At 65.6% G+C, this 24176-nt stretch carries 23 protein-coding genes and 1 tRNA gene; 12 read left to right on the top strand and 12 right to left on the bottom strand.

Annotation, left to right across the window (positions count from 1 at the left end; all coding sequences use genetic code 11):
- The first annotated feature begins 100 nt into the window (after positions 1-100).
- From ftsZ to lpxC, 3 genes are all read left to right on the top strand, one after another.
- Positions 101-1297, top strand: coding sequence for a cell division protein FtsZ (gene ftsZ / locus GEM_RS14695; protein ID WP_014898178.1), 1197 nt, complete (start codon positions 101-103; stop codon positions 1295-1297).
- Positions 1298-1488: 191 nt separating this feature from the next.
- Positions 1489-1995 (top strand): peroxiredoxin, encoded by a 507-nt coding sequence (locus tag GEM_RS14690; RefSeq protein WP_014898177.1) that lies wholly within the window; start codon positions 1489-1491, stop codon positions 1993-1995.
- 240 nt (positions 1996-2235) lie between these two features.
- Complete coding sequence (gene lpxC / locus GEM_RS14685; protein WP_039317455.1) at positions 2236-3153, top strand: UDP-3-O-acyl-N-acetylglucosamine deacetylase; 918 nt, start codon at positions 2236-2238, stop codon at positions 3151-3153.
- Between the two features lie 77 nt (positions 3154-3230).
- On the opposite strand, the gene GEM_RS14680 is transcribed toward lpxC, so the two are convergent.
- The gene (locus tag GEM_RS14680) at positions 3231-3710 is read right to left on the bottom strand and encodes a DUF721 domain-containing protein (RefSeq protein WP_014898175.1); all 480 of its coding nucleotides are present in this window, start codon (positions 3708-3710) and stop codon (positions 3231-3233) included.
- A 268-nt stretch (positions 3711-3978) separates the two neighbouring features.
- On the opposite strand from GEM_RS14680, the gene secA reads away from it, so the two are divergent.
- From secA to GEM_RS14660, 4 genes are all read left to right on the top strand, one after another.
- Entirely contained in the window at positions 3979-6777 is a 2799-nt protein-coding gene (secA, locus tag GEM_RS14675; RefSeq protein WP_014898174.1) for a preprotein translocase subunit SecA, read from the top strand.
- A 144-nt stretch (positions 6778-6921) separates the two neighbouring features.
- Positions 6922-8163, top strand: coding sequence for a bifunctional glutamate N-acetyltransferase/amino-acid acetyltransferase ArgJ (gene argJ, locus GEM_RS14670; RefSeq protein WP_014898173.1), 1242 nt, complete (start codon positions 6922-6924; stop codon positions 8161-8163).
- Positions 8164-8181: 18 nt separating this feature from the next.
- Entirely contained in the window at positions 8182-9051 is an 870-nt protein-coding gene (locus tag GEM_RS14665) for an ATP-binding protein (RefSeq protein ID WP_014898172.1), read from the top strand.
- The gene (locus GEM_RS14660) at positions 9048-9506 is read left to right on the top strand and encodes an NUDIX domain-containing protein (protein ID WP_014898171.1); all 459 of its coding nucleotides are present in this window, start codon (positions 9048-9050) and stop codon (positions 9504-9506) included. Before GEM_RS14665 ends, GEM_RS14660 begins: the two co-directional genes overlap by 4 nt.
- A gap of 61 nt (positions 9507-9567) precedes the next feature.
- Here GEM_RS14660 and GEM_RS14655 read toward each other — a convergent pair whose 3' ends face one another.
- The 9 genes from GEM_RS14655 to GEM_RS14615 all read right to left on the bottom strand — a co-directional run bounded on the left by GEM_RS14655 (position 9568) and on the right by GEM_RS14615 (position 17541).
- On the bottom strand, positions 9568-9768 hold the full coding sequence (locus tag GEM_RS14655; RefSeq protein ID WP_039317342.1) for a DNA gyrase inhibitor YacG: 201 nt from the start codon (positions 9766-9768) through the stop codon (positions 9568-9570).
- A gap of 28 nt (positions 9769-9796) precedes the next feature.
- On the bottom strand, positions 9797-10552 hold the full coding sequence (gene zapD, locus GEM_RS14650) for a cell division protein ZapD (RefSeq protein ID WP_014898170.1): 756 nt from the start codon (positions 10550-10552) through the stop codon (positions 9797-9799).
- A gap of 109 nt (positions 10553-10661) precedes the next feature.
- Positions 10662-11270 (bottom strand): dephospho-CoA kinase, encoded by a 609-nt coding sequence (gene coaE / locus GEM_RS14645; protein WP_014898169.1) that lies wholly within the window; start codon positions 11268-11270, stop codon positions 10662-10664.
- A gap of 84 nt (positions 11271-11354) precedes the next feature.
- A complete protein-coding gene (locus tag GEM_RS14640; protein WP_014898168.1) occupies positions 11355-12266 on the bottom strand; it encodes a prepilin peptidase in 912 nt (303 codons plus the stop codon).
- 45 nt (positions 12267-12311) lie between these two features.
- Positions 12312-13517, bottom strand: coding sequence for a type II secretion system F family protein (locus GEM_RS14635; RefSeq protein ID WP_014898167.1), 1206 nt, complete (start codon positions 13515-13517; stop codon positions 12312-12314).
- A 5-nt stretch (positions 13518-13522) separates the two neighbouring features.
- Positions 13523-14800 carry a GspE/PulE family protein gene (locus tag GEM_RS14630; protein ID WP_014898166.1) on the bottom strand — a complete coding sequence of 426 codons (1278 nt, stop codon included), beginning with the start codon at positions 14798-14800 and terminating at the stop codon, positions 13523-13525.
- An 82-nt stretch (positions 14801-14882) separates the two neighbouring features.
- Entirely contained in the window at positions 14883-16172 is a 1290-nt protein-coding gene (locus GEM_RS14625) for an HlyC/CorC family transporter (RefSeq protein ID WP_080599410.1), read from the bottom strand.
- A gap of 147 nt (positions 16173-16319) precedes the next feature.
- Positions 16320-16396, bottom strand: a tRNA-Pro gene (locus GEM_RS14620).
- Positions 16397-16545: 149 nt separating this feature from the next.
- On the bottom strand, positions 16546-17541 hold the full coding sequence (locus GEM_RS14615; RefSeq protein ID WP_014898164.1) for a polyprenyl synthetase family protein: 996 nt from the start codon (positions 17539-17541) through the stop codon (positions 16546-16548).
- Between the two features lie 210 nt (positions 17542-17751).
- Between GEM_RS14615 and rplU the strand changes: the two genes are divergently transcribed.
- The 4 genes from rplU (at position 17752) to proB (ending at position 20861) form a co-directional block, all read left to right on the top strand.
- On the top strand, positions 17752-18063 hold the full coding sequence (gene rplU, locus GEM_RS14610; RefSeq protein WP_006025184.1) for a 50S ribosomal protein L21: 312 nt from the start codon (positions 17752-17754) through the stop codon (positions 18061-18063).
- 24 nt (positions 18064-18087) lie between these two features.
- Positions 18088-18351, top strand: a complete 264-nt coding sequence (gene rpmA, locus GEM_RS14605; RefSeq protein ID WP_006476999.1) for a 50S ribosomal protein L27 — start codon at positions 18088-18090, stop codon at positions 18349-18351.
- 188 nt (positions 18352-18539) lie between these two features.
- Positions 18540-19652, top strand: coding sequence for an Obg family GTPase CgtA (cgtA, locus tag GEM_RS14600; RefSeq protein WP_014898163.1), 1113 nt, complete (start codon positions 18540-18542; stop codon positions 19650-19652).
- Between the two features lie 90 nt (positions 19653-19742).
- Positions 19743-20861, top strand: coding sequence for a glutamate 5-kinase (gene proB, locus GEM_RS14595; RefSeq protein WP_014898162.1), 1119 nt, complete (start codon positions 19743-19745; stop codon positions 20859-20861).
- 90 nt (positions 20862-20951) lie between these two features.
- Here proB and GEM_RS14590 read toward each other — a convergent pair whose 3' ends face one another.
- Complete coding sequence (locus GEM_RS14590; RefSeq protein WP_014898161.1) at positions 20952-21560, bottom strand: CNP1-like family protein; 609 nt, start codon at positions 21558-21560, stop codon at positions 20952-20954.
- 13 nt (positions 21561-21573) lie between these two features.
- Entirely contained in the window at positions 21574-22221 is a 648-nt protein-coding gene (locus tag GEM_RS14585) for an RNA pyrophosphohydrolase (RefSeq protein ID WP_014898160.1), read from the bottom strand.
- A gap of 217 nt (positions 22222-22438) precedes the next feature.
- On the opposite strand from GEM_RS14585, the gene GEM_RS14580 reads away from it, so the two are divergent.
- Positions 22439-24175, top strand: coding sequence for a proline--tRNA ligase (locus tag GEM_RS14580; protein WP_014898159.1), 1737 nt, complete (start codon positions 22439-22441; stop codon positions 24173-24175).
- Position 24176 lies beyond the last annotated feature (1 nt).

Genomic DNA, 24176 nt, shown 5'->3' with positions numbered 1-24176 from the left:
GAAATTCGCGCTGGTGCCGGCGGCTGGCGCGCGACAGGGGGTTGCCCGATCTCCTGCCGAATAACGGCCGAGTAGGTTTATTTTCTTGACGGAGGCAACAATGGAATTCGAAATGCTGGAAACCGAAACCAACGGCACCATCATCAAGGTGGTCGGCGTTGGCGGCGCTGGCGGCAATGCCGTTCAGCACATGATCAACCGCGGCGTGCAAGGCGTCGACTTCATCGTGATGAACACGGATGCCCAGGCGCTGTCGCGTTCGCGCGCATCGTCGGTGATTCAGCTGGGCAACACGGGCCTCGGCGCCGGTGCGAAGCCGGAAATGGGCCGTGCCGCGGCGGAAGAAGCGCGCGAGCGCATCGCCGATGCACTGCGCGGCGCGCACATGGTGTTCATCACGGCCGGCATGGGTGGCGGCACGGGCACGGGCGCAGCGCCGGTGGTCGCGCAGATCGCGAAGGAGATGGGCATTCTGACGGTGGGTGTCGTCAGCAAGCCGTTCGAGTTCGAAGGCGGCAAGCGGATGCGCGTCGCGGAAGCAGGTTCGCAGCAACTGGAGGATCACGTCGACTCGCTGATCGTCGTCCTGAACGACAAGCTGTTCGACGTGATGGGCGATGACGCCGAGATGGACAAGTGCTTCCAGTGCGCGGACGACGTGTTGAACAACGCGGTTGCAGGCATTGCTGAAATCATCAATGTCGATGGCCTCGTGAACGTCGACTTCGAAGACGTGAAGACGGTGATGGGCGAACAGGGCAAGGCGATGATGGGCACGGCGACGGTCGCCGGCGTCGATCGCGCACGCCTCGCGGCGGAACAGGCCGTGGCGAGCCCGCTGCTCGAAGGCGTCGATCTGTCGGGCGCGCGTGGCGTGCTGGTCAATATCACGTCGAGCCGTTCGCTGCGCCTGTCGGAAACGCGCGAAGTGATGAACACGATCAAGAGCTACGCGGCGGAAGATGCGACGGTGATCTTCGGTGCGGTGTACGACGACGCGATGGGCGATGCACTGCGCGTGACGGTCGTGGCGACGGGTCTGGGCCGTGCGGCGAAGAAGCAGCAATCGGCTCCGATGACGCTGCTGCGTACCGGTACCGACAACCAGCCGGTCAGCGCGGTGTCGCACGGCTATGCACAGCAGCATCACGTCAGCACGGCCGACTACGGCGCGCTCGATACGCCGGCGGTATGGCGCAATTCGCGCGAAACCGCGGCATCGCACGTGCAGGCGCTGCAGGAGAAGGGTGTCGACACGTACGACATCCCGGCTTTCCTGCGCAAGCAGGCTGACTGACGACGCACACACAGGCGAAGCCGCGGCGGGGTCGCCGCGGTAACGCCGGCGTGACGGATGCTACGGACCACGACAGGCCGCGTCGGATGCGACGCCGGGCCGGGAAACGTGCCCTCTTCGCATGAGCGGAGCGGGATGGGACGTGCTGTCCGCAATACGCCGAAAAACCGAATCGCTATGAGGGACCAGCCATGATTCAAGTGGGCGACGCGCTGCCCGACGCGCAACTGTTCGAGTTCATCGACGACGCGCGCGAAGGCTGCACGCTGGGGCCAAATGCCTACAGCGTGCGCGACCAGGTTGCGGGAAAGCGGGTGGTGATCTTCGGATTGCCGGGCGCTTTCACGCCGACCTGCTCGGCGCAGCATGTGCCGGGCTATGTCGAGCACGCCGAGCAACTGCGCTCGGCGGGCATCGACGAGCTCTGGTGCGTGTCCGTCAACGACGCATTCGTGATGGGCGCATGGGGACGTGATCTGCACACCGCGGGCAAGGTGCGCATGATGGCGGACGGCAGCGCTGCTTTCACTCATGCGCTGGGGCTGACGCAGGATTTGTCCGCGCGTGGCATGGGAATCCGTTCCCTGCGCTACGCGATGGTGGTCGACGACGGTGTGGTCAAGACGCTGGCCGTCGAAGCGCCGGGCAAGTTCGAAGTGAGCGATGCGGCGAGTGTGCTTGCGACGTTGAAGTCCTGATCGTGCGGTGCGCCGTTGCCTGCCGGCAACGCTGCTCACCCGCCTCGGGACAGTTGTAACACGGGCCGATGACCGGAAACGCCTCCGTTCCGGGCATCGGCCCGTCCCGTATCGGCGCGGGTAAACAGTCGAAACAGATTGATACGCAGTTTCAAACAGCGTCGAATAGGGAATTACGCTATAATCCCACCTATCGAATATAACTCCTGATTGATATTCTCAATCAAGATGAAGAACACCATGCTGAAGCAGCGCACCATCAAATCGATCGTGAAGACCGTGGGCATCGGTCTCCACTCGGGCCGCAAGGTTGAACTGACGCTCCGTCCGGCCGCGCCGGGCACGGGTATCGTTTTCTCGCGCGTCGACCTGCCCACGCCCGTCGACATTCCGGCATCCGCGATGTCGATCGGCGACACGCGGCTCGCGTCGGTGCTGCAGAAGGATGGTGCGCGCGTGTCGACCGTCGAGCACCTGATGTCGGCGTGCGCCGGCCTCGGGATCGACAACCTCTATGTCGACGTGACGGCCGAGGAAATCCCGATCATGGACGGCAGCGCCGCGTCCTTCGTGTTCCTGATCCAGTCGGCAGGCATCGAGGAGCAGAACGCGCCGAAGCGCTTCATCAAGGTGAAGAAGCCGGTCGAGATCCGCGACGGCGACAAGTTCGCACGCCTCGATCCGTATTTCGGTTTCAAGCTGAAGTTCACGATCGACTTCCGTCACCCGGCCGTCGACAAGACCGGCCAGGAACTCGAGGTCGACTTTGCGAACACGTCGTACGTGCGCGAGATCGCGCGCGCGCGCACGTTCGGGTTCGCCCATGAAGTCGAGATGATGCGCGAGCTGGGCCTCGCACGCGGCGGCAGCATGGACAACGCGATCGTGCTCGACGAATACCGGATCCTGAACAACGACGGGCTGCGCTACGACGACGAGTTCGTGAAGCACAAGATGCTCGACGCGATCGGCGACCTGTACGTGGTCGGTCATCCGCTGCTGGCGTCGTACACGGCGTACAAGTCGGGGCACGGGCTGAACAACGCGCTGCTGCGCGAACTGCTCGCGAACGAAGACGCGTACGAGATCGTCACGTTCGAGGATCCGCAGTCCGCACCGAGCGGCTTCGCGTTCGACACGCAGACGGCCTTCGCGTAACCGGCGTCCGGCGCAAGCGATAAAAAAAGCGACCTTCGGGTCGCTTTTTTATTGGTCGGCCGTTGTCGGCGCGGTGCTCAGCGTGGCGATTTCGCGCCGTGCCGCGCGGCCATCCGCGCCAGCGCGGCCTGCAGCGGCGACGGCTCGAGGTGGTCGGCGAGGTCGCGCAACGCGGCGGCGCCGACGGACGTCATCCGCGCCTGCTTTACATGTGGCGGCGGCGGCGCGTCCTTCGGACGGACGCGCACGCGCAGCGCGGCGACCGGCCAGCCGCGCTTCTGGAGATCGGCGAGCAGCCGCGGCTCGACCTGCCGCAGTCTGGCTGCGAGCGCGTTGTGCGCGGCAAAGAGGGTCAGGGTGCCATCCTTGATGGAGCCCGGTTCGACATGATTCGCCAGGTAGTCGGGCAGGAGCGTGGAGAGGTCGCGTTGCAGCGACGCGACCTGTTCGACGCCGGCGCGCAGCGCCGCGAACGCGTCGGTGCGGTTGAGCACTTCGGACACGGGTTGCGGGCGATACGCGGCGAGCGGGCCGAAACGCTTGGAAAATCGATTCATCGAGGCATTCTTCGGGCGCGCAAGCGCGCGGACGTTGACGCCGATTGTACCCCGCGCCGGCCCGCGCACGCGCGGCTTTCGGGCCGTCCGAGCGGTTGTCGGCGCCCTTTCCCCGCATGGTGCGGGTCCGGCCGGGACACGGGCGCAGGCGTCCCCGCGTGCTAAAATTCCTCGTTTGATTCCACTAATTCGCTAAGCCGCCGAGGCTCGGGCGTCGGGGCGCGCACTACGCGCCGGGCGCCGGTGCTGCGACGCAGGATCCGATCCGATGACAACCGGTTTTCTCCAGAAAATTTTTGGCAGCCGCAACCAGCGGCTCGTCAAGCAATACCAAAAGACCGTCGCGACGATCAATGCGCTCGAAACGCAGATCGAGAAGCTGACGGACGACCAGTTGCGCGGCAAGACGGATGAATTCCGCCAGCGGATCGCGGGCGGCGAGTCGCTCGACAAGCTGTTGCCCGAGGCGTTCGCGGTCTGCCGGGAGGCGAGCCGCCGCGTGCTGAAGATGCGCCACTTCGACGTGCAGATGATCGGCGGCATGGTGCTCCACTACGGCAAGATTGCGGAAATGCGCACCGGCGAGGGCAAGACGCTCGTCGCGACGCTGCCGGTGTACCTGAATGCGCTGGCGGGCCGCGGCGTGCACGTCGTGACGGTCAACGACTACCTCGCGCAGCGCGACGCCGAATGGATGGCGCGCCTCTACAACTTCCTCGGTCTGTCGGTCGGCATCAACCTGTCCGGCATGGAGCACGACCAGAAGCAGCAGGCCTACGCGTCGGACATCACGTACGGCACGAACAACGAGTTCGGCTTCGACTACCTGCGCGACAACATGGTCTACGAGACCGACGCTCGCGTGCAGCGGGCACTGAACTTTGCAGTCGTCGACGAAGTGGACTCGATCCTGATCGACGAGGCGCGTACGCCGCTGATCATTTCGGGTCAGGCGGAAGATCACACCGAACTGTACGTGCGGATGAACGCACTGCCGCCGCTGCTCGAGCGCCAGATCGGCGAGGAGAAGGCCGACGGCACGGGCGTCGAGAAGCCGGGCGACTACACGCTCGACGAGAAGGCGCGCCAGGTGTTCCTGACGGAATCGGGTCACGAGAAGGCCGAGCGGCTGCTCGGCGAGTGGGGCCTGATCGGCGAGGGCGAAAGCCTGTACGCGCCGCAGAACATCACGCTGATGCACCACGTGTACGCGGCGCTGCGCGGACACACGCTGTTCCACAAGGATCAGCACTACGTCGTGCAGAACGGCGAAGTGGTCATCGTCGACGAATTCACGGGCCGCCTGATGGCGGGCCGCCGCTGGTCCGACGGCCTGCACCAGGCGGTCGAGGCCAAGGAGCACGTGAAGATCCAGAGCGAGAACCAGACGCTCGCGTCGATCACGTTCCAGAACTACTTCCGGATGTACGCGAAGCTGGCGGGCATGACGGGTACCGCGGACACCGAAGCGTACGAATTCAACGAGATCTACGGCCTCGAGACGGTCGTGATCCCGACCAACCGTCCGCCGAAGCGGATCGACAAGCAGGACCAGATCTACAAGACGGCCAAGGAGCGCTACGACGCGGTGATCCGCGACATTCGCGAGTGCTACGAGCGCGGCCAGCCGGTGCTGGTCGGCACGACGTCGATCGAGAACTCGGAACTGCTGTCGCACCTGCTGAAGCAGGCCGGGCTGCCGCACGAAGTGCTGAACGCGAAGCAGCACGAGCGTGAAGCCGCGATCGTCGCGGAAGCCGGCCGTCCGAACCGCATCACGATCGCGACCAACATGGCCGGTCGCGGTACCGACATCGTGCTCGGCGGCAACGCCGAGAAGCAGGCTGCGTTCATCGATGCCGACGACGCGATTCCGGCCGACGAAAAGGCACGCCGCATCAAGCAGTTGCACGACGAGTGGGAAACGCTGCACGAACAGGTGAAGGCCGCGGGCGGCCTGCACATCATCGGCACCGAGCGTCACGAATCGCGCCGGATCGACAACCAGCTGCGCGGCCGTGCGGGCCGCCAGGGCGATCCGGGCTCGTCGCGCTTCTACCTGTCGCTCGACGATCCGCTCCTGCGCATCTTCGCGGGCGACCGCGTGCGCTCGATCATGGATCGCCTGAAGATGCCGGAAGGCGAGGCGATCGAGGCCGGCATCGTCACGCGCTCGATTGAATCCGCGCAGCGCAAGGTCGAAGCGCGCAACTTCGACATCCGCAAGCAGCTGCTCGAATACGACGACGTGTCGAACGACCAGCGCAAGGTGATCTACCAGCAGCGCAACGAACTGCTCGAAGCCCACGACATCACCGAGACGATCTCCGCGATGCGTCACGGCGTGATTGCCGAAGTCGTCCACCAGTTCGTGCCGGAAGGCAGCATCGAGGAACAGTGGGACGTGCCCGAGCTCGAGGAAGCGCTGCGCAACGACTGGCAGCTCGACCTCGCGATCCAGGAAATGGTGAACGAGTCGTCGTCGATCACGGCCGAGGAGATTCTCGACGCCGTGACGACCTCCGCCGACGAACAGTACGAGGCCAAGGTCGCGCTGGTCGGCCGCGAATCGTTCAGCGCGTTCGAGCGTTCGGTGATGCTGCAGACGGTCGACCGCCTGTGGCGCGAACACCTCGCGGCGCTCGACCACCTGCGCCAGGGCATCCACCTGCGCGGTTATGCGCAGAAGAACCCGAAGCAGGAATACAAGCGCGAAGCGTTCGAGCTGTTCGCCGCGATGCTCGAGGCGATCAAGCAGGAAGTCACGCGCATCGTGATGAACGTGCAGATCCAGTCGCCGGAGCAACTCGAGGAGGCCGCCGAGCAGATCGAGGAGCGCGGCGGTCATCTCGAGAACGTCGAATACCAGCACGCCGACTACGCGGAATCCGGCGCGCCGGTCGCGAACGTCGCGGCCGCCACCGCGGCCGCGGCGACGGCCGACATGGTCGGCAGTGCGATGACCCACAGCGGCCCCGGCGGCGAGATGCCGAAGGTCGGCCGCAACGACCCGTGCCCGTGCGGCAGCGGCAAGAAGTACAAGCAATGTCACGGGAAGCTGTCATGATCGGCGGCGGCGCGCATCGCGCGTGCCGCTTCGTTCGCAGCTTCGAGTCAGTGATGTGAGTTGCGGCGGCCCGCTCGTGCGGCCGCCGGTTCTTCCAATCGATGCCGGCGCGTGCCGGCATTTTCCATCCGGCAGGTGTGCCCCATGGCTGTCAATTTTCCGTCGATCGATCCCGCCCAACTGCATCCCGTCGCCGGCGTCACGCTCGGCTGGGCGGAAGCGAACATCCGCAAGCCGAATCGCAAGGACGTGCTGGTCATTTCCGTCGAAGAAGGGGCGACGGTCGCCGGCGTATTCACCGAAAACCGCTTCTGCGCCGCGCCCGTGACGGTGTGCCGCGAACACCTGGCAAAGGTGCGCGCGGGCGGCGCAGGCATCCGCGCGCTCGTGGTGAATACGGGCAATGCGAATGCGGGCACCGGCGAGCCGGGCCTCGTGAACGCGCGCGAAACCTGCTCGGAACTCGCACGCCTCGCGGGCATCGACGCCGCGCAGGTGCTGCCGTTCTCGACCGGCGTGATTCTCGAACCGCTGCCGATCGATCGCCTGAAGGCCGGGCTGCCGGCTGCGCTCGCGAACCGCAAGGCCGCGCACTGGTTCGACGCCGCGCAGGCGATCATGACGACCGACACGCTGCCGAAGGCCACGTCGCGCCAGGTGACGATCGACGGCCACACGGTCACGCTGACGGGCATCAGCAAGGGTGCGGGCATGATCAAGCCGAACATGGCGACGATGCTTGGCTTCCTCGCATTCGACGCCAATGTCGCGCAGCCGGTGCTCGACACGCTCGTGAAGGAAGTGGCCGACCGCTCGTTCAACTGCATCACGATCGACGGCGACACGTCGACGAACGACTCGTTCATCCTGATCGCGTCGGGCAAGAGCACGCTGCCCGCGATCACGTCGACCGACTCGCCGGCCTATGCGGCGCTGCGCGACGCGGTCACGCAGGTCGCCCAGGTGCTGTCGCAGCTGATCGTGCGCGACGGCGAAGGCGCGACGAAATTCATGACGGTGCAGGTCGAAGGCGGCAAGAACGTCGCCGAGTGCCGCCAGATCGCGTACGCGATCGGCCATTCGCCGCTCGTGAAGACGGCCTTCTATGCATCCGACCCCAACCTCGGCCGAATTCTCGCGGCGATCGGCTATGCGGGCGTCACGGATCTCGATGTCGGCAAGATCGATCTTTATCTCGACGACGTGCTCGTCGCGAAGGCCGGGGGCCGCAACCCGGCGTACCAGGAAGAAGATGGCCAGCGCGTGATGAAGCAGAGCGAAATCACGATTCGCGTGCTGCTCGGCCGTGGCGATGCGCACGCAACCGTCTGGACGTGTGACCTGTCGCACGATTACGTGAGCATCAACGCGGATTACCGCTCCTGATCGGGGCGCTTGAAGAACATGGACAAGCTCGAACAGTTTCTGACGCGCGCGGAAGCGTTGCTCGGCCGCCTCGAGGGGATACTGCCGCCTGCGCCGACGGCCGTCGACTGGAATGCCGCTACCGCGTTCCGCTGGCGCAAGCGCCAGGGGCGTGGCTATCTGCAGCCGGTGCCGGCTGCGTCGTCGATCACGCTCGACGACCTGCACAACATCGATCGGCAGAAAGGGTTGATCGAACAAAATACGCGACAGTTCGTGCAGCGCAAGCCGGCGAACAACGTGCTGTTGACCGGTGCCCGCGGCACCGGCAAGTCGTCGCTGATCAAGGCGTGCCTGAACGCGTATGCGAAGGACGGGCTGCGCCTGATCGAGGTGGACAAGGACGACCTGCATGACCTCGGCGACATCGTCGAGCTGATCTCGCAGCGTCCGGAGCGGTTCATCGTGTTCTGCGACGACCTGTCGTTCGAGGAGGGCGAATCGGGCTACAAGGCGCTGAAGGTCGCGCTCGACGGCTCGATTGCCGCGCAGTCCGACAACGTGCTGATCTACGCGACGTCGAACCGCCGGCATCTGTTGCCCGAATACATGAGCGACAACGAGTCGTACAAGCATCTGCCGGACGGCGAGATCCACCCCGGCGAAGTCGTCGAGGAGAAGATCTCGCTGTCGGAGCGCTTCGGCCTGTGGGTCAGTTTCTACCCGTTCAAGCAGGACGACTACCTCGACATCGTCGCGCACTGGCTGCGTCATTTCGGCTGCGCGGACGCCGAGATCGAGACCGCACGCGGCGACGCGCTCGTCTGGGCGCTCGAGCGCGGTTCGCGCTCGGGGCGCGTCGCGTGGCAGTTCGCGCGCGACTGGTCGGGCCGCAAGGAGCAGGCATGAGTGTGGATTCCGCAGCGGGCGCGGTGCGCGCGCCCGACGGCCGCAAGGTGACGGAAGTCGCGGTCGGCGTGATGGTGCAGCCGGACGGGCCGGTCGGCCGCAGCCGTTACCTGCTCGCGCAACGGCTGCAGGGCAAGCCGTACGAAGGCTACTGGGAGTTTCCGGGCGGCAAGCTGGAGGTCGGGGAGAGCGTCGAAGACGCGCTGGCGCGCGAGTTGCACGAGGAACTCGGCATCGTCGTCACCGCCAGCCACCGCTGGCATACGCTCGAGCACGATTATCCGCACGCGTACGTGCGGCTCTATTTCTGCAAGGTGACGGGCTGGACGGGCGAGCCGCACAGCAAGGAAGGGCAGGCGTTCGTGTGGCAGCAACTGCCGGTCGACGTCGCGCCGCTGTTGCCGGCTGCGCTGCCGGTGCTGGAACTGCTCGAGAAGGAAGCGGCGTCGCAATGACGCCGTGGCGGCCCGCCTGAAAGGCGGGCCAGATCCGCCGACGGGCGGTGCCGTGCGCCGCTCAGCTGTCGCGGCGGCCGTCGGTGCCGTCTTCCTCCGATGACGGACCTTCGTCGGAGGATCCTCCGATCCGGTACTTTTCCGCGGCCCATGCGCCGAGGTCGAGCTGCTTGCAGCGGGCCGAACAGAACGGACGGAACTTGTTTTCAGGCGTCCAGCGCACTTCTGCGCCGCACGAAGGACATTTCACAACGGTAGTCATACGAAAGCGTCGGACCGGCACGCGGCCGTTACAGATTGCACAGGGTCAGATGGAACGGCACGTCGATGTCCACCGCGCGCGGCCGCACGTCGCCGTCCTGCATGGTGAACCGTACCCACAGCATGTATTTGTTGGCGCTCGCTTCGGGAATCACGCGCAGTTCCGGCGGCACGCGTACCTGCATCAGCTGGTAGGTGCGCCCCGACAGCATCTGCTGGTAGCTGCCCTGCATCGCCATCACCTTCGACGCCTGGCCTGATTCGCGCGCAAGCCGCAGCACGATCGCCGCGGCGTCGCGCAGCGGCAGCAGCGGCAGGATCCATTTCGCGATGTCCTGGCGCCGCTGTTCGGCGGGCCATTGCTGCCACGCATAGTAGGACGGCAGGTCGAACTTGCACGTGCCGCCGGGAATCACTGCGCGGCTGCGGATGCTGGCGAGCCACTCGTTGTCGACCAGATGCTGCCCGGTCTTGCCCTGCATCTGCGCAAGATTGGCGAGCGTCTGCTCGATTTCGCCGAGCACGGCTTCGAGCGCGTTCTGCTCGATGCCCGGATTGCCGCGAAAGGGGGCGAGCGTCTGGCGCTGACGTTCGAGCTCCTTCATCAGATCCGATTTCAGATCCGCGCGGCCTGTCACCTCGGCGATTTCGAACAGCGTCGTCAGCGCGACGTGGTGTTCACGCGGGTCTTCCTGAGCCAAAAAGAACGCGAAGCGCTCGAACAGGTCTTCGAGGCGCAACAGCGTGCGAATTCGCTCGTTGAACGGATACTCGTAAAGAATCAAGCGCGCTCGCCTCTCGGGTAGGGATTGAAACAATGCAGGACATTCTAATGCTCACTCTCTACCCTAGCAACGCGCCAATTTCGTACACCATCACGATTGCGCGCGCCGATCAGCGTGTAGCGGCCGCGAATCCGAGGTAGCGTTGATGCAGTGCATCGACCTGTGCGGCGAGCGCATCGGGCGTCGTCGCATCGTTGACGATCACGTCGTCGGCCGCCGCGAGACGCGCTTCGCGCGTCGCCTGTCTCGCGATGATTGCTTCGACCTGTTCGCGCGTGAAACCATTGCGCCGCATAACACGTGCGATCTGCGTTTCGACCGGACAGTCGACGACGAGCACCCGATTGCTGCGCGCCTTCCAATTGCCTGACTCCACGAGCAGCGGCACGACGAACATCACGTAAGAGCCCTGCGCTTCGCGGGCTTCGCGATCGGTCTCCGCACGGATCAGCGGATGCGTGATCGCTTCGAGGCGCCGGCGTGCGTCGTCGTCGCTGAAAATCAGTGCACGCATCCTGGCGCGATCCATCGAGCCGTCCGCCGCGATGAAATCCGGCCCGAATGCCTGTTCGATCGCCGGCATCGCGAGACCAGCCGGTGCGGTGATGCGGTGCGCGATCAGATCGGTATCGACGAGCGATGCACCGCGTGCGGCGAACAGGTCGGCGACGGTCGTCTTGCCGCTGCCGATGCCGCCGGTGAGTCCTATTGCAAACATGTCAGCCTCCGCCGGGCCGCCACAAGGAAGCGCATCGCCTCCCCGCGGCGCAGCGAACAAAGCGGACGCGGGCGGTGCATCATGTCAGCCGCCGAGCGTCAGATAAAAAGGGGTGCCGAAAAACAGCGTCGCGACGCCGCCCGCCGCGAGGAACGGACCGAACGGAATCGGCTCCTCGAAGCGCATGCGGCCGCGCCAGGTCGCGATGAGCCCGACGATCGCGCCCGTCACCGCGGCGAACAGCACGACCTGCGGCAGCGCGGCCCAGCCCATCCATGCGCCGAGCGCGGCAAGCAGCTTCAGGTCGCCGAAGCCGATGCCCTCGATGCCGCGCAGCCATTTGAACAGCCAGTAGATCGACCACAGGAACAGGTAGCCGGCCATCGCGCCGATCACGGCCGAGCGCAGCGACGTAAATGTGCCGGCGAGGTTCAGTGCGAGCCCGGCCCACAGCAGCGGCAGCGTCATCGAATCGGGCAGGTAGCCGGTCCGGATATCGATTGCGCTCATCGCCAGCAGCGCGGCGCACAGCCCGAACGCGGCGAGTGCGGCGACGGTGGGGCCGAATGCGGCGAGCGAACCGGCCGCCAGCAGCGCACCCGCGAGCTCGACCAGCGGATAGCGCACGCCGATCGCGTGGCCGCATTGACGGCAGCGCCCGCGCAACATCAGGTAGCTGAAGAGCGGGATATTTTCCCATGCGCGCAGCACGTGGCCGCAGTGCGGGCATGCGCTGCGCGGGCGCCACAGATCGTAGTGCGGCGGATAGCCGTCGTCCGGCGCCGCGCTCGCGTTGCCGGTCGCTTCGGCGATTTCGGCCTGCCACGCGCGCTGCATCATCACCGGGATCCGGTGCACGACGACGTTCAAGAAGCTGCCGACGCACAGACCGAGCACGATGGCGAACGCATACTGCACCGCGGGTGGCAGCATCGCCAGCGCGAGCAACGTGCTGTCGGGCGAATCGAAAACGGTGTTCAGGGGCGCGGGCGTCATGGGGCTCGGGTTCGGGCTCGAAAGGCGACAGAATCGGTTGCGATGCTACACCACGTTGCCCAGCTGAAGGATGGGCAGATACATCGCGATCACGAGGCCGCCGACGAGTGCGCCCAGCACGACCACGATCAGCGGCTCGCCGAGCGCGGCGAGCGCATCGAGACGCGCGTCGAGCTGACGCTCGCATAGCGCGGCGATGTCGGCGAGCATCGTGTCGAGCGCGCCGGTTTCCTCGGCGACGGCGATCGGCTGCACGACGTCGTCCGGGAAGCAGCCGGCCGCATGCATCGCATCGGCAAGCCGCGCGCCGCGCAGCACGCGTGTGGCGATCTGTGCGGTGGCCTGCTCGAACACCGGATGGCCGGCCGTGCGTTCGAGCGTCGCGAATGCATCGGCGAGCGGTACGCCGGCGCCGAGCAACGTTGCAAGCGAGCGGCACCAGCGCGCGGTGGCGAATCGCCTGAGCGCGTTGCCGACCAACGGCGCGTCCAGCAAGTGCCGCGCGGCGGCATAGCGCAGCGGTGGCGAGCGCCGCAGCGCATGGTGCGCGGCGAACCCCGCCGCTGCGGCGCCGGCCACGAGCGTGCCGCCCCAGGCCGAGGTGGCGGAAGACAGCGCGAGCAGCGCGCGGGTCGGCGCCGGCAGCGCTGCGCCGAAGCCGTCGAAGATCTGCCGGAACGTCGGCACGACCCACACCATCAGCGCGGCCGAGATCGCGAGCGCGAACACGATGACGGCAGCCGGATAGGCGAGCGCGGCGCGCAGCTTGCGCCACTGCGCATCCGCGCGCTCGCGGTGCTCCGCGACGCGGGTCAGGACGGTGCCGAGCGCACCCGATGCTTCGCCGACCTCGATCAACTGGCGATACAGCGTGCCGAACTGGGACGGATAGCGTGCAAGCGCGGCGGCGAAGCGCTGGCCACCGACGATCTCGCGCGCGAGGCCAGCGGCGATGCGCGGCAACCCGTCACGCGTACGGGTGCGGGCGAGCATCTCGAGCGACGGGGCGAGCGGTAGCCCGGCCTGCAGCAGGCTCGCGAGCTGACGCGTGAAGCGCGTGACGTCCTGTGCATCGGCAGCGGGCGGCCGGGCCGTGCCGCGGGCGTCGAGCGACAGCACTGCGATGCCGTCGCGCGTGAGCGCCGCGCGTGCCGCGGCTGCATCGAATGCGATGACGATCCCGCGGCATGGCGTGCCGTCGCGACGACGGCCGCGCCATGCGAAGCGGGTTTCATGCGGTGGCATGCGCATCGCGATCACGCGTCCGGCGTCGCGGCCAGCGCTTCCGCCACGCTCGTCGTGCCGTCGCGAACATGCGCGAGTGCCGCGGCGCGCAGATTGCGCACGCCCTCGGCCGCCGCGCGTTGCGCGAGTGCACCAACGCTTGCGCGCGCGACGATGCGCTCCGCCATCTCCGATGAAACCGGCATCGTCTGATGCAGGCCGATCCGGCCTCGATAACCGATGCCGTGACAGGCGGCACAGCCGCGTGCGACGAACGGGCGCCATCCGGCCTCCAGGGCTGCCGTATCGCAGCCGGATTCGCGCAGCACGCGCAGCGGCGCGTCCGAATGCGCTCGACATGCGGTGCACAGGCGTCGAACGAGGCGTTGCGCGGTGACGAGGCGCAACGCGGCCGCGAGGTTGTACGGTGCGACGCCGATGTCGAGCAGTCGCGCGACGGCGGCCGGCGCGTCGTTCGTGTGCAGCGTCGACAGCACGAGGTGGCCCGTCTGCGCGGCCTTGATCGCGACGTCGGCCGTCTCCGCATCACGAATCTCGCCGACCATGATGACGTCCGGATCCTGCCGCAGCAGCGCGCGCAGCGCGGTGGCGAAGGTGAGCCCGGCCTTTTCGGCGACGCCGACCTGGTTGATTCCGTCGAGCTGAATCTCGGCCGGATCCTCGACCGTGCATACGTTATGCGCGTCGCGGTCGAGCATCTGCAGCGCGCAGTAGAGCGACAGCGTCTTGCCGCTGCCGGTCGGGCCGGTGACGAGCACGAGACCGTGCGGTGCGCGTATCGCGGCCTCCATCGCGGCGGCTTGCCGCGCGTCGAAGCCGAGTCGCGCGAGCGTGAGGTCGGGCGGCAGCGTTTCGAGGCGGCGCAGCACGAGCTTCTCGCCGAACAGCGTGGGCAGCGAGCTGACCCGGTAGTCGCCGCGCATGCCGCCGTCGACCGCGATGCGCAGCCGGCCGTCCTGCGGGAGCCGGCGTTCGGCGATGTCCATGCGTGACAGCACCTTGATCCGCGTCACGAGCGCGTCGCGCAGATGAGCGGGCGGTCGCGCGTGTTCGTGCAGCATGCCGTCGATGCGCAGGCGGATGCGCCAGCCGGCTTCGAAGGGTTCGACGTGGACGTCGGATGCGTCGCGCACGCGTGCGGCATGAAGCGTGTCGGTCAGCAGCCGTACGGCGGGTGAATCGTCGAGTTGCGTCGCATCGAGCGGGCGGGGCGCGTCGGCGGGCGACGCGTCGGACGGGACGGGCGGCCGCTGCGCATGCAGCGGCGCCCCGGGAGCAGGGAAATGCATGTGAGCCGGCACTCGGCCGCCTGTTGATCGTGACCTGCAAATGGTCGCGTATCGCGAGCGGCGCCGACAGTCGGCCGTTCGGCTAGCGTGCGGCGGTGCGTGCGCGCGTGCCGCGCGGCTTGAAGAGCTTGACGGTGCGTACTGCCTGATCGTCGCTGCGCATCACCTCGAGCATCACGTCGCGGATTTTCACGCACACGTCGCCTTCCGGAATTTCCTCGAGGATCTCGAGGATCAGGCCGTTCAGCGTCTTCGGGCCGTCGGTCGGCAGTTGCAGGTGCAGCCAGCGGTTCAGTTCGCGCAGCGGCATGCTGGCGGCGACGATGCATTCGCCGTTCTCGTCCCAGCCGCCCGCGCGTTCGCCGCGCGGCATCGACGTCGTGAATTCGCCGATCAGTTCCTCGATGATGTCCTCGGGCGTGACGAGCCCCTCGAGTTCGCCGTACTCGTTGACGACGAGCGCGGTGCGCTGCCGGCTTTCCTGGAAATACTGGAGCTGCTGAACGACCGGCGTGCCCAACGGCACGTAGTACGGTTCGGCGAGCAGCGTGCGCAGCGTTTCGCGGTCGAAGTCCTGGTTGTGCAGCGCGGTGAGCGTCTTGCGGACGTGCAGCACGCCGAGCACCTTGTCGATATCGCCTTCGTAGACGACCAACCGGTTGTGATAGCAGGTCTCGAGCTGATGCAGGACGTCGTCGAGCGGCGCGTAGAAGTTGAGCGACTCGATCTGCCGGCGCGGCACCATCACGTCGTCGACCGTGATGTTCTCGAGGTCGAACAGGTTGAGCAGGATGCTGCGGTGCTTGGTCGGCATGAAGCTGCTCGACTCGAGCACGATCGCGCGCAGCTCGTCGGCCGACATGCGCTGGTCGCGGCCCTTCTTCGTGTTGATGCGCAGCACCCAGAGCACGCCGTTCGCGAGCGCGTTGACGAACCAGACGACAGGCTTGAATACGCGCATCAGCGGCGCGATCACGAGACTCGCGGGCAGCGCGATGCGCTCGGGAAAAGTCGCGCCGACGATCTTCGGCGCGATTTCCGCGAACACGATGATCAGGAACGCGACGATGCCGGTCGCGATCGACAGCGCGACGTTGTTACGGCCGAACGTGTGCAGCGCGAGCGACGTGGTCAGGACCGGGATGATCGTGTTGAACAGGTTGTTGCCGATCAGGATCACGCTGAGCAGCAGGTCCGTGCGAGTGAGGAGGCCCTGCGTGGTTTTCGCGCCGAGCACGCCCTGGCCGGCGAGATGCTTCAGCCGATGACGGTTGAGCGCCATCATCGCGGTCTCGGAAATGGAAAAGAAGCTGGAGCAGAGGAGAAGCAGGAAGACGGCGCTGATTTGCGCCCATAAGGGAATTTGGTCCACGCGTCAGAAGGGCAGTGAAGGACAGGGATGGAGGGAATATAGCAGAGGCCGGCGGCCGGGATGTGTCGCGCATGGCACGAGGCCTGCGCGACCGGGCAGCAAGAAGGCAAAAAAAAACCGTGCACACGGTGCACGGTTTTTCAAATCTGGTCGGGGTGAGAGGATTCGAACCTCCGGCCTCTACGTCCCGAACGTAGCGCTCTACCAGGCTAAGCTACACCCCGATTTTTTGCTCTTCCGACTTCGCTGCTTTCGTTCAGATCGCTGCGTTGTCACAAGCAAGAACGTAACTATAACGATGTTTTTTCGAAAAGGGAATACCTTGATGAAGAAATTTTTCGAGACAAGGTATCGCCTCTCGTTCGCAGCACGTTTACGACTGCCGCGATGTCGAGTACGAGCACAACGCGAGCAGGCTTTCCTTGTAGATCGAATCGGGGAACGCGGTGATCGCCGCGGCAGCGGCCTGTGCTTCCTGGCGCGCGCATTCGAGCGTATGGTCGAGCGCGCCGGAGCGCGTGATCGCGTCGAAGATCGTGTCGAAGCGATCGGTGCCGCCGTGTTCGATCGCCTCGCGTGCGAGCGCCGACTGTTCGGGCGTGCCGCGTTCGATCAGATAGATGAGCGGCAGCGTCGGTTTGCCTTCGCGCAGGTCGTCGCCGGCATTCTTGCCCATCGCTTCGGCCGTGCCCGCGTAGTCGAGCCAGTCGTCCATGATCTGGAACGCGGTGCCGATCCGGCGGCCGTATTCGGCCGCGGCGGCTTCGGTCGGCGCATCCGCGCCCGCGAGCACCGCGCCCAGGCGAGCCGATGCTTCGAACAGCTTCGCCGTCTTGTAGCGGATCACCTGCATGTAGCGGGTCTCGTCGACGTCCGCGTCGTGCATGTTGAGCAACTGCAGCACTTCGCCTTCGGAAATGATCGTCGTCGCTTCCGACAGAATCTCCATCACGCGCATCTTGCCGACGCCGACCATCATCTCGAACGAGCGCGAATAGAGGTAGTCGCCTACCAGTACGCTCGCCGCGTTGCCGAACAGCGCGTTCGCCGTCTGGCGGCCGCGCCGCAGTTCGGATTCGTCGACGACGTCGTCATGCAGAAGCGTGGCCGTGTGGATGAACTCGACGACGGCGGCCAGCACGTGCCGCTGGTGCGACGTCTCGCCGAGCGCGCCGGCGACGAGCAGCAGCAGGGCCGGACGCAGCCGCTTGCCGCCGGCACCGATGATGTACTCGGCGATCTGGTTGATCAGCAGTACGTCGGACGCGAGGCTTTGCCGGATAACGCGATTCACCTGCTCCATGTCGCTGGTGATCGGAGCGAGCAGGTGGGCGGCGCTGAGGGTGGGGGAGGCGGTGGACGACGACATGATGATCGAAATGGGTGATGCCGCGGATTATAAGTCGAATCCGCGATATGCCGGTCTGTCGGACGCGCCGGGGCCGTGATTTTGGCCGTCCGGCCAGGGTGCGCGCGCGGCAATCGTGGATCGGCTTTGACTTGGGTGCTAAGCCCATGTATAATCACGTGTTTTCCGCGCGTGGTGTGCGGAAAAATTGGATCCAGAGTGAGGTTCTCAATGTACGCGGTCATAAAAACCGGCGGCAAGCAGTACAAGGTTGCCGTTGGCGAAAAACTCAAAGTAGAACAGATACCGGCTGACATTGACGCTGAAATCACGCTCGACCAGGTTCTCGCAGTGGGCGAAGGCGAATCGATTAAGTTCGGTACGCCGCTGGTCAGTGGGGCTTCCGTCAAGGCCACCGTTGTGTCGCACGGTCGTCATGCCAAGGTCACCATCTTCAAGATGCGTCGCCGGAAGCACTACCAAAAGCACGGCGGCCACCGCCAGAACTACACTGAGCTGCGCATCGACGCGATCAACGCGTAAGCGCCTCGGTAAAGGAGCAATCAGATGGCACACAAAAAGGCAGGCGGCTCTTCCCGGAACGGCCGCGACTCCGAGTCGAAGCGTCTCGGCGTGAAAGTGTACGGCGGCCAGGCGATCAACGCTGGCGGCATCATCGTGCGTCAGCGCGGTACGCGCATGCACGCAGGCGAGAACGTCGGCATGGGCAAGGATCACACCCTGTTCGCGCTGGTCGACGGTCACGTCAAGTTCGCGACCAAGGGCGCGGACAAGAAGCATCTGGTCATCGTTGTCCCGGCGGCTGCCTAAGTTCAGGCACCCACGGGCTTCGTAGCCGAAAGGCCCCGCAGTCTTCGCGGGGCCTTTTTTTATTTGGCCGCCGGGCGCATGTGCGCGCCGGCGGCTGTCGCGAAACCGGTGCGCAATCAGCCGAACGGCAGATTGTTCAAGCACGCCGGCGCGCGGCACAATAGCGGAAATACTGGTCGGAGTGACGAATGAAGTTCATTGACGAAGCACGAATCGAAGTCATCGCCGGCGACGGAGGCGATGGCAGCGCGTCGATGCGCCGCGAGAAGTTCGTTCCGTTCGGCGGGCCGGACGGCGGCGACGGCGGCCGGGGCGGCAACGTCTACGCGATTGCCGACCGCAACATCAATACGCTGATCGACTACCGTTATGCGAAGAAGCACCTGGCGCGCAACGGCGAAAACGGTCGCGGCTCGGATTGCTACGGCAAGGGCGGTGACGACGTCACGCTGCGCATGCCGGTCGGCACGGTCGTCACCGATATGGACACGGGCGAGCTGATCGCCGACCTGACCGAGCATGACCAGCAGGTGATGCTCGCGCAGGGCGGTGCCGGCGGTCTCGGCAACCTGCATTTCAAGTCGAGCACGAACCGCGCACCGCGCCAGAAGACCGACGGCAAGCCCGGCGAGCGGCGCATGCTGAGGCTCGAACTGAAGGTGCTCGCCGATGTCGGGCTGCTCGGCATGCCGAACGCCGGCAAGTCGACCTTCATCTCGTCGGTGTCGAACGCGAAGCCGAAGATCGCCGATTATCCGTTCACGACGCTCGCGCCGAATCTCGGCGTCGTGCGGGTCGGCCCGAGCAAGAGCTTCGTGATCGCCGACATCCCGGGGCTGATCGAGGGCGCAGCTGAAGGCGCGGGCCTCGGCCACCAGTTCCTGCGACACCTGCAGCGCACCGGCGTGCTGCTGCATCTCGTCGATTTGGCCCCGTTCGACGAAAGCGTCGATCCGGTCGCGGAAGCGACGGCGATCGTCGGCGAGCTGCGCAAGTACGACGAGGCGCTGTACGAAAAGCCGCGCTGGCTCGTACTCAACAAGCTCGACATGGTGCCGGAGGACGAGCGCGAGGCGCGCGTCGCCGATTTCCTCGATCGTTTCGGCTGGGACGGCCCGGTGTTCGAGATTTCGGCGCTGACCGGCCAGGGCTGCGAAGCGCTGGTCTACGCGATCTACGACTACCTCGCCGAGCATTCGGACGCGCATCGCGCGGCCGAAGAGGAAGATCTGGCCGCGGACGTGCGGTTCCGCGATGCACCGTCCGCCGATGGCGGTGCGACGCCGGGCGACGACGCCTGAGCGAGTCCGAAACGCACCGGGCATGACGCCCGGTGCCGGAATTCAATCGCGCCCGGCCGGGCAGGCATCAGATACAGGAGACAGCGCACGATGCGTTCGATCATCGCGGATTCGAAGCGATTGGTGGTGAAGGTGGGTTCCAGCCTCGTGACCAACGATGGCAAGGGGCTCGATCATGCTGCAATCGGCCGCTGGGCTGCCCAGATCGCCGCGCTGCGCGCGCAGGGCAAGGAAGTCGTGCTCGTCAGCTCGGGCGCGATTGCCGAAGGGATGCAGCGGCTCGGTTGGAGCAAGCGTCCGCGCGAGATCGACGAGTTGCAGGCTGCCGCCGCGGTCGGCCAGATGGGGCTCGCGCAAGTCTACGAAAGCCGCTTCACCGAGCACGATATCCGCACCGCGCAGATCCTGCTCACGCACGCCGACCTGGCCGATCGCGAACGCTACCTGAATGCGCGTTCGACGCTGCTCACGCTGCTGCGGCTCGGCGTCGTGCCGATCATCAACGAGAACGACACCGTCGTCACCGATGAAATCAAGTTCGGCGACAACGACACGCTCGGTGCGCTCGTCGCGAACCTGATCGAAGGCGATGCGCTGATCATCCTGACCGATCAGTCGGGGCTGTTCACCGCCGATCCGCGCAAGGACCCGAACGCGACGCTGGTCGCGGAGGCCAGCGCGGGTGCGCCGGAACTCGAGGCAATGGCGGGCGGCGCTGGCTCGAGCCTCGGCCGCGGCGGGATGCTGACGAAGATCCTCGCGGCGAAACGCGCGGCGCATAGCGGCGCGAACACCGTGATCGCGAGCGGTCGGGAATCCGACGTGCTGGTGCGGCTGGCGGCAGGCGAGGCGATCGGCACGCAGCTGATCGCGCGCACTGCGCGGATGGCGGCGCGCAAGCAGTGGATGGCCGATCACTTGCAGGTGCGCGGGCACGTCGTGATCGATGCGGGCGCGGTCGAGAAGCTGACGTCCGGCGGCAAGAGCCTGCTGCCGATCGGCGTGACCGGTGTGCAGGGTGCGTTCGCGCGCGGCGAGGTGATCGCGTGTGTCGGCCCCGACGGGCGTGAAGTGGCGCGCGGCCTCACGAACTACAGCAGCGCGGAAACGAAGCTGATTCACCGCAAGCCGAGCGGCGAGATCGAGACGGTGCTCGGCTACATGCTCGAGCCGGAACTGATTCACCGCGACAACCTCGTGCTGGTGTAAGCGTCCGACGGGGCGTCGAACGACAATGAAAAAAGCCCGCATTGCGCGGGCTTTTTTCATTGCGGCGGGCAGGCGGCCCGCGTCGCACGGTCAGCGCAGCTGGCTCATCGCCGTGCGGTGGAACCGGATGTTCTCGAGGATCTGCTGAGTCGTGCCCTGCGGCATCTTGTTCGAGCAGAAGTAGTCCTGGTACAGCGCCGAGTGGTAAGCGTTCAGCTCGCCGTTCTCGATGCGGCGCCAGTCGTTCTCGACCGTGCGGTCCCAGCCGTCGTGATCCGAATTCAGGCCCGCATACTGACGCCATTCGTAGGTGTCGCAGCGGATACCTTCGTAGTTCACGTTGCGCGCGCCGGCCGGGCTCGTGATCACGACTGCGTACCGCACGACGCCGTCGGTGCCGACCGCGAGCGACTTCGCATCGACGGAGAACTTGAGCGGCGTGTTCTGCGAGACGTTGAACGGCAGGAGGTTGCCTGCTTCCGGCAGCGGCGGCAGCGTGTCGACCGCGTTTTCCTTCCAGCTGCCCTGGCGGTCGAGCAGATACACGAACTCGCTGTCATCCTTGTTGGTCGGCGTCTTCGAATTCGCGCAACCAGCCAGCGTGGCCGCCGCGACAATCGATGCGAGCGCGAGAGCAATCGCTTTCAATATGCATTCCTCGTAAAAAAAGGGCGCGACACCAAGGTCGCGCCCGGTCATGCAGTCCGACTCGTCATTTGCCGACGATCACGTGGGGCGGCATCTCGTCGAGCGTGCTCGCCTCCACTTCGATCTCCGAACAGACTACCGATGTGTCGACAATCGTCAGCGTCTGCTGGGCCTGTACGCCGATGACGCGCGGATAGCGCGACAGACGCGGCCCGCGCGGCTTTTCGGCTCGCTGCGCCGGGTGGCGCAGGAAGCGCGACAGTTCCGTCAGCGCCAACTGATAGACATCCCGCTTGAACTCGATCACCGCATCGAGCGGCACCCAGTACTCGTTCCAGCGCCACGCATCGAACTCCGGGTGATCGGTCGCGCGCAAGCAAATGTCGCAATCGCGTCCAACCATCCGCAGCAGGAACCAGATCTGCTTCTGGCCGCGGTAATGACCGCGTACTTCGCGTTTGATGAACTTGTCAGGCACCTCGTAACGCAACCAGTCGCGAGTGCGGCCGATTATCTTGACGTGTTCCGGATGCAGGCCCGTTTCCTCGTGCAATTCCCGGTACATCGCCTGCATGGGGGTCTCGCCGTACTTGATCCCACCTTGAGGAAACTGCCAGGAATGCTCGCGGAGCCGCTTGCCCCAAAACACCTCGTTGCGCGCGTTCAAGAGGATGATGCCGACGTTCGGGCGAAAGCCTTCACGATCCAGCATACAACCACCTTCGAATCCTTTAAAATTGCTTTGATTATAAACAGATAACGGGCGCTGCGCACCGTGACGGAGCGAATCCGCGCGGGTGCACCGACTGAATTGTCCCTGATTTGTCTGCTACGTCATCTGCGCCATCGTCGTTCGTCGCGCGCAGCTTTTTCACCTTGAAACTTTTTCGGGCGCCCCGCCTGGGGGCGCCGTATTTGGAACCGTCCGCATGAAAGCTTCCCGTTTCTTTATCGGCACCCTCAAAGAAGCACCGGCCGACGCAGAGATCGTCAGCCACAAGCTGATGGTGCGCGCCGGCATGATTCGTCGCGTCGCCGGCGGCATCTACAACTACCTGCCGGTCGGCCTGCGCTCGATTCGCAAGGTCGAAGCCATCGTGCGCGAGGAAATGAACCGGGCAGGCGCCATCGAGCTGCTGATGCCGGCCGTGCAACCGGCCGAGCTGTGGCAGGAATCGGGCCGCTGGGAACAGTACGGCCCCGAGCTGCTGCGTTTCAAGGACCGCAAGGACAACGACTTCGTGATCGGGCCGACGCACGAGGAAGTCGTCACCGACATCGCGCGCAACCAGATCAAGAGCTATCGGCAGATGCCGGTGAACTTCTACCAGATCCAGACGAAGTTCCGCGATGAGATCCGTCCGCGCTTCGGCGTGATGCGCGGTCGCGAATTCATCATGAAGGACGCGTATTCGTTCGACAAGGACGCGGCGGGCCTGAACGAGTCGTATCGCAAGATGTACGACGCGTACGTGCGCATCTTCACGCGCCTCGGCCTCGAGTTCCGTGCGGTCGCGGCCGACAGCGGTTCGATCGGCGGCAACTTCTCGCACGAATTCCACGTGATCGCCGATACCGGCGAGGACGCGATCGCCTACAACCCGTCGTCCGAATTCGCGGCGAACATCGAAGCGGCCGAAGCGCTGCCGCTGATCGCGGAGCGTGCCGCACCGGCCGAAGCGATGGCAAAGATCGCAACGCCCGGCAAGGCGAAGTGCGAAGCCGTCGCCGAGCTGCTGGAGATCCCGCTCGAGCGCACGATCAAGTCGATCGTGCTTGCCACCGAGAACGAAGGCGCCGAGCCGACCATCTGGCTCGTGATGCTGCGCGGCGACCATGACCTGAACGAGATCAAGGTGTCGAAACTTCCGGGGCTGAAGAACCATCGCTTCGCGACCGAGCAGGAAATCGTCGAATGGTTCGGCACGCCGCCGGGCTATCTCGGCCCGGTCGGCACGAAGAAACCGGTGAAGGTGATCGCCGATCGCACGGTCGCGAACATGAGCGATTTCGTCGTCGGCGCGAACGAGGTCGACTATCACATCGCGGGCGTGAACTGGGGCCGCGATCTGCCGGAACCGGACGTCGCCGACGTGCGCAACGTGCAGAAGGGCGATCCATCGCCGGACGGCAAGGGCGTGATCGACATCTGCCGCGGCATCGAAGTCGGCCACGTGTTCCAGCTCGGCACCAAGTACTCGGAAGCGATGGGCGCGACGTTCCTCGACGAGTCGGGCAAGCCGCAGCCGATGCTGATGGGCTGCTACGGCGTCGGCGTCACGCGGATTCTCGGCGCGGCGATCGAACAGAACTTCGACGACAAGGGCATCATCTGGCCCGAGTCGATCGCGCCGTTCGAGGTCGTGCTGTGCCCGATGGGCTACGATCGCAGCGAAATGGTCCGCGAGGCCGCCGACAAGCTGTACGCGGAACTGGCCGCCGCCGGCATCGACGTGATCCTCGACGATCGCGGTGAGCGCCCGGGCGTGATGTTCGCCGACTGGGAACTGATCGGCGTGCCGCATCGCCTGGTGATCGGCGAGCGCGGCCTGAAGGACGGCAAGATCGAGTACCAGGGCCGCCGCGACGCCGAAGCGACGCTGCTGCCGGCCGACACGGCGGCGGCGACGGTGGCGGAGAAGATCCGCGCCGCGCTCGCGCGCTAAA

The organism is Burkholderia cepacia GG4, from assembly GCF_000292915.1.
Taxonomy (GTDB): Bacteria; Pseudomonadota; Gammaproteobacteria; order Burkholderiales; family Burkholderiaceae; genus Burkholderia; species Burkholderia cepacia_D.
This window is presented reverse-complemented; position numbering and strand designations above follow the sequence as displayed.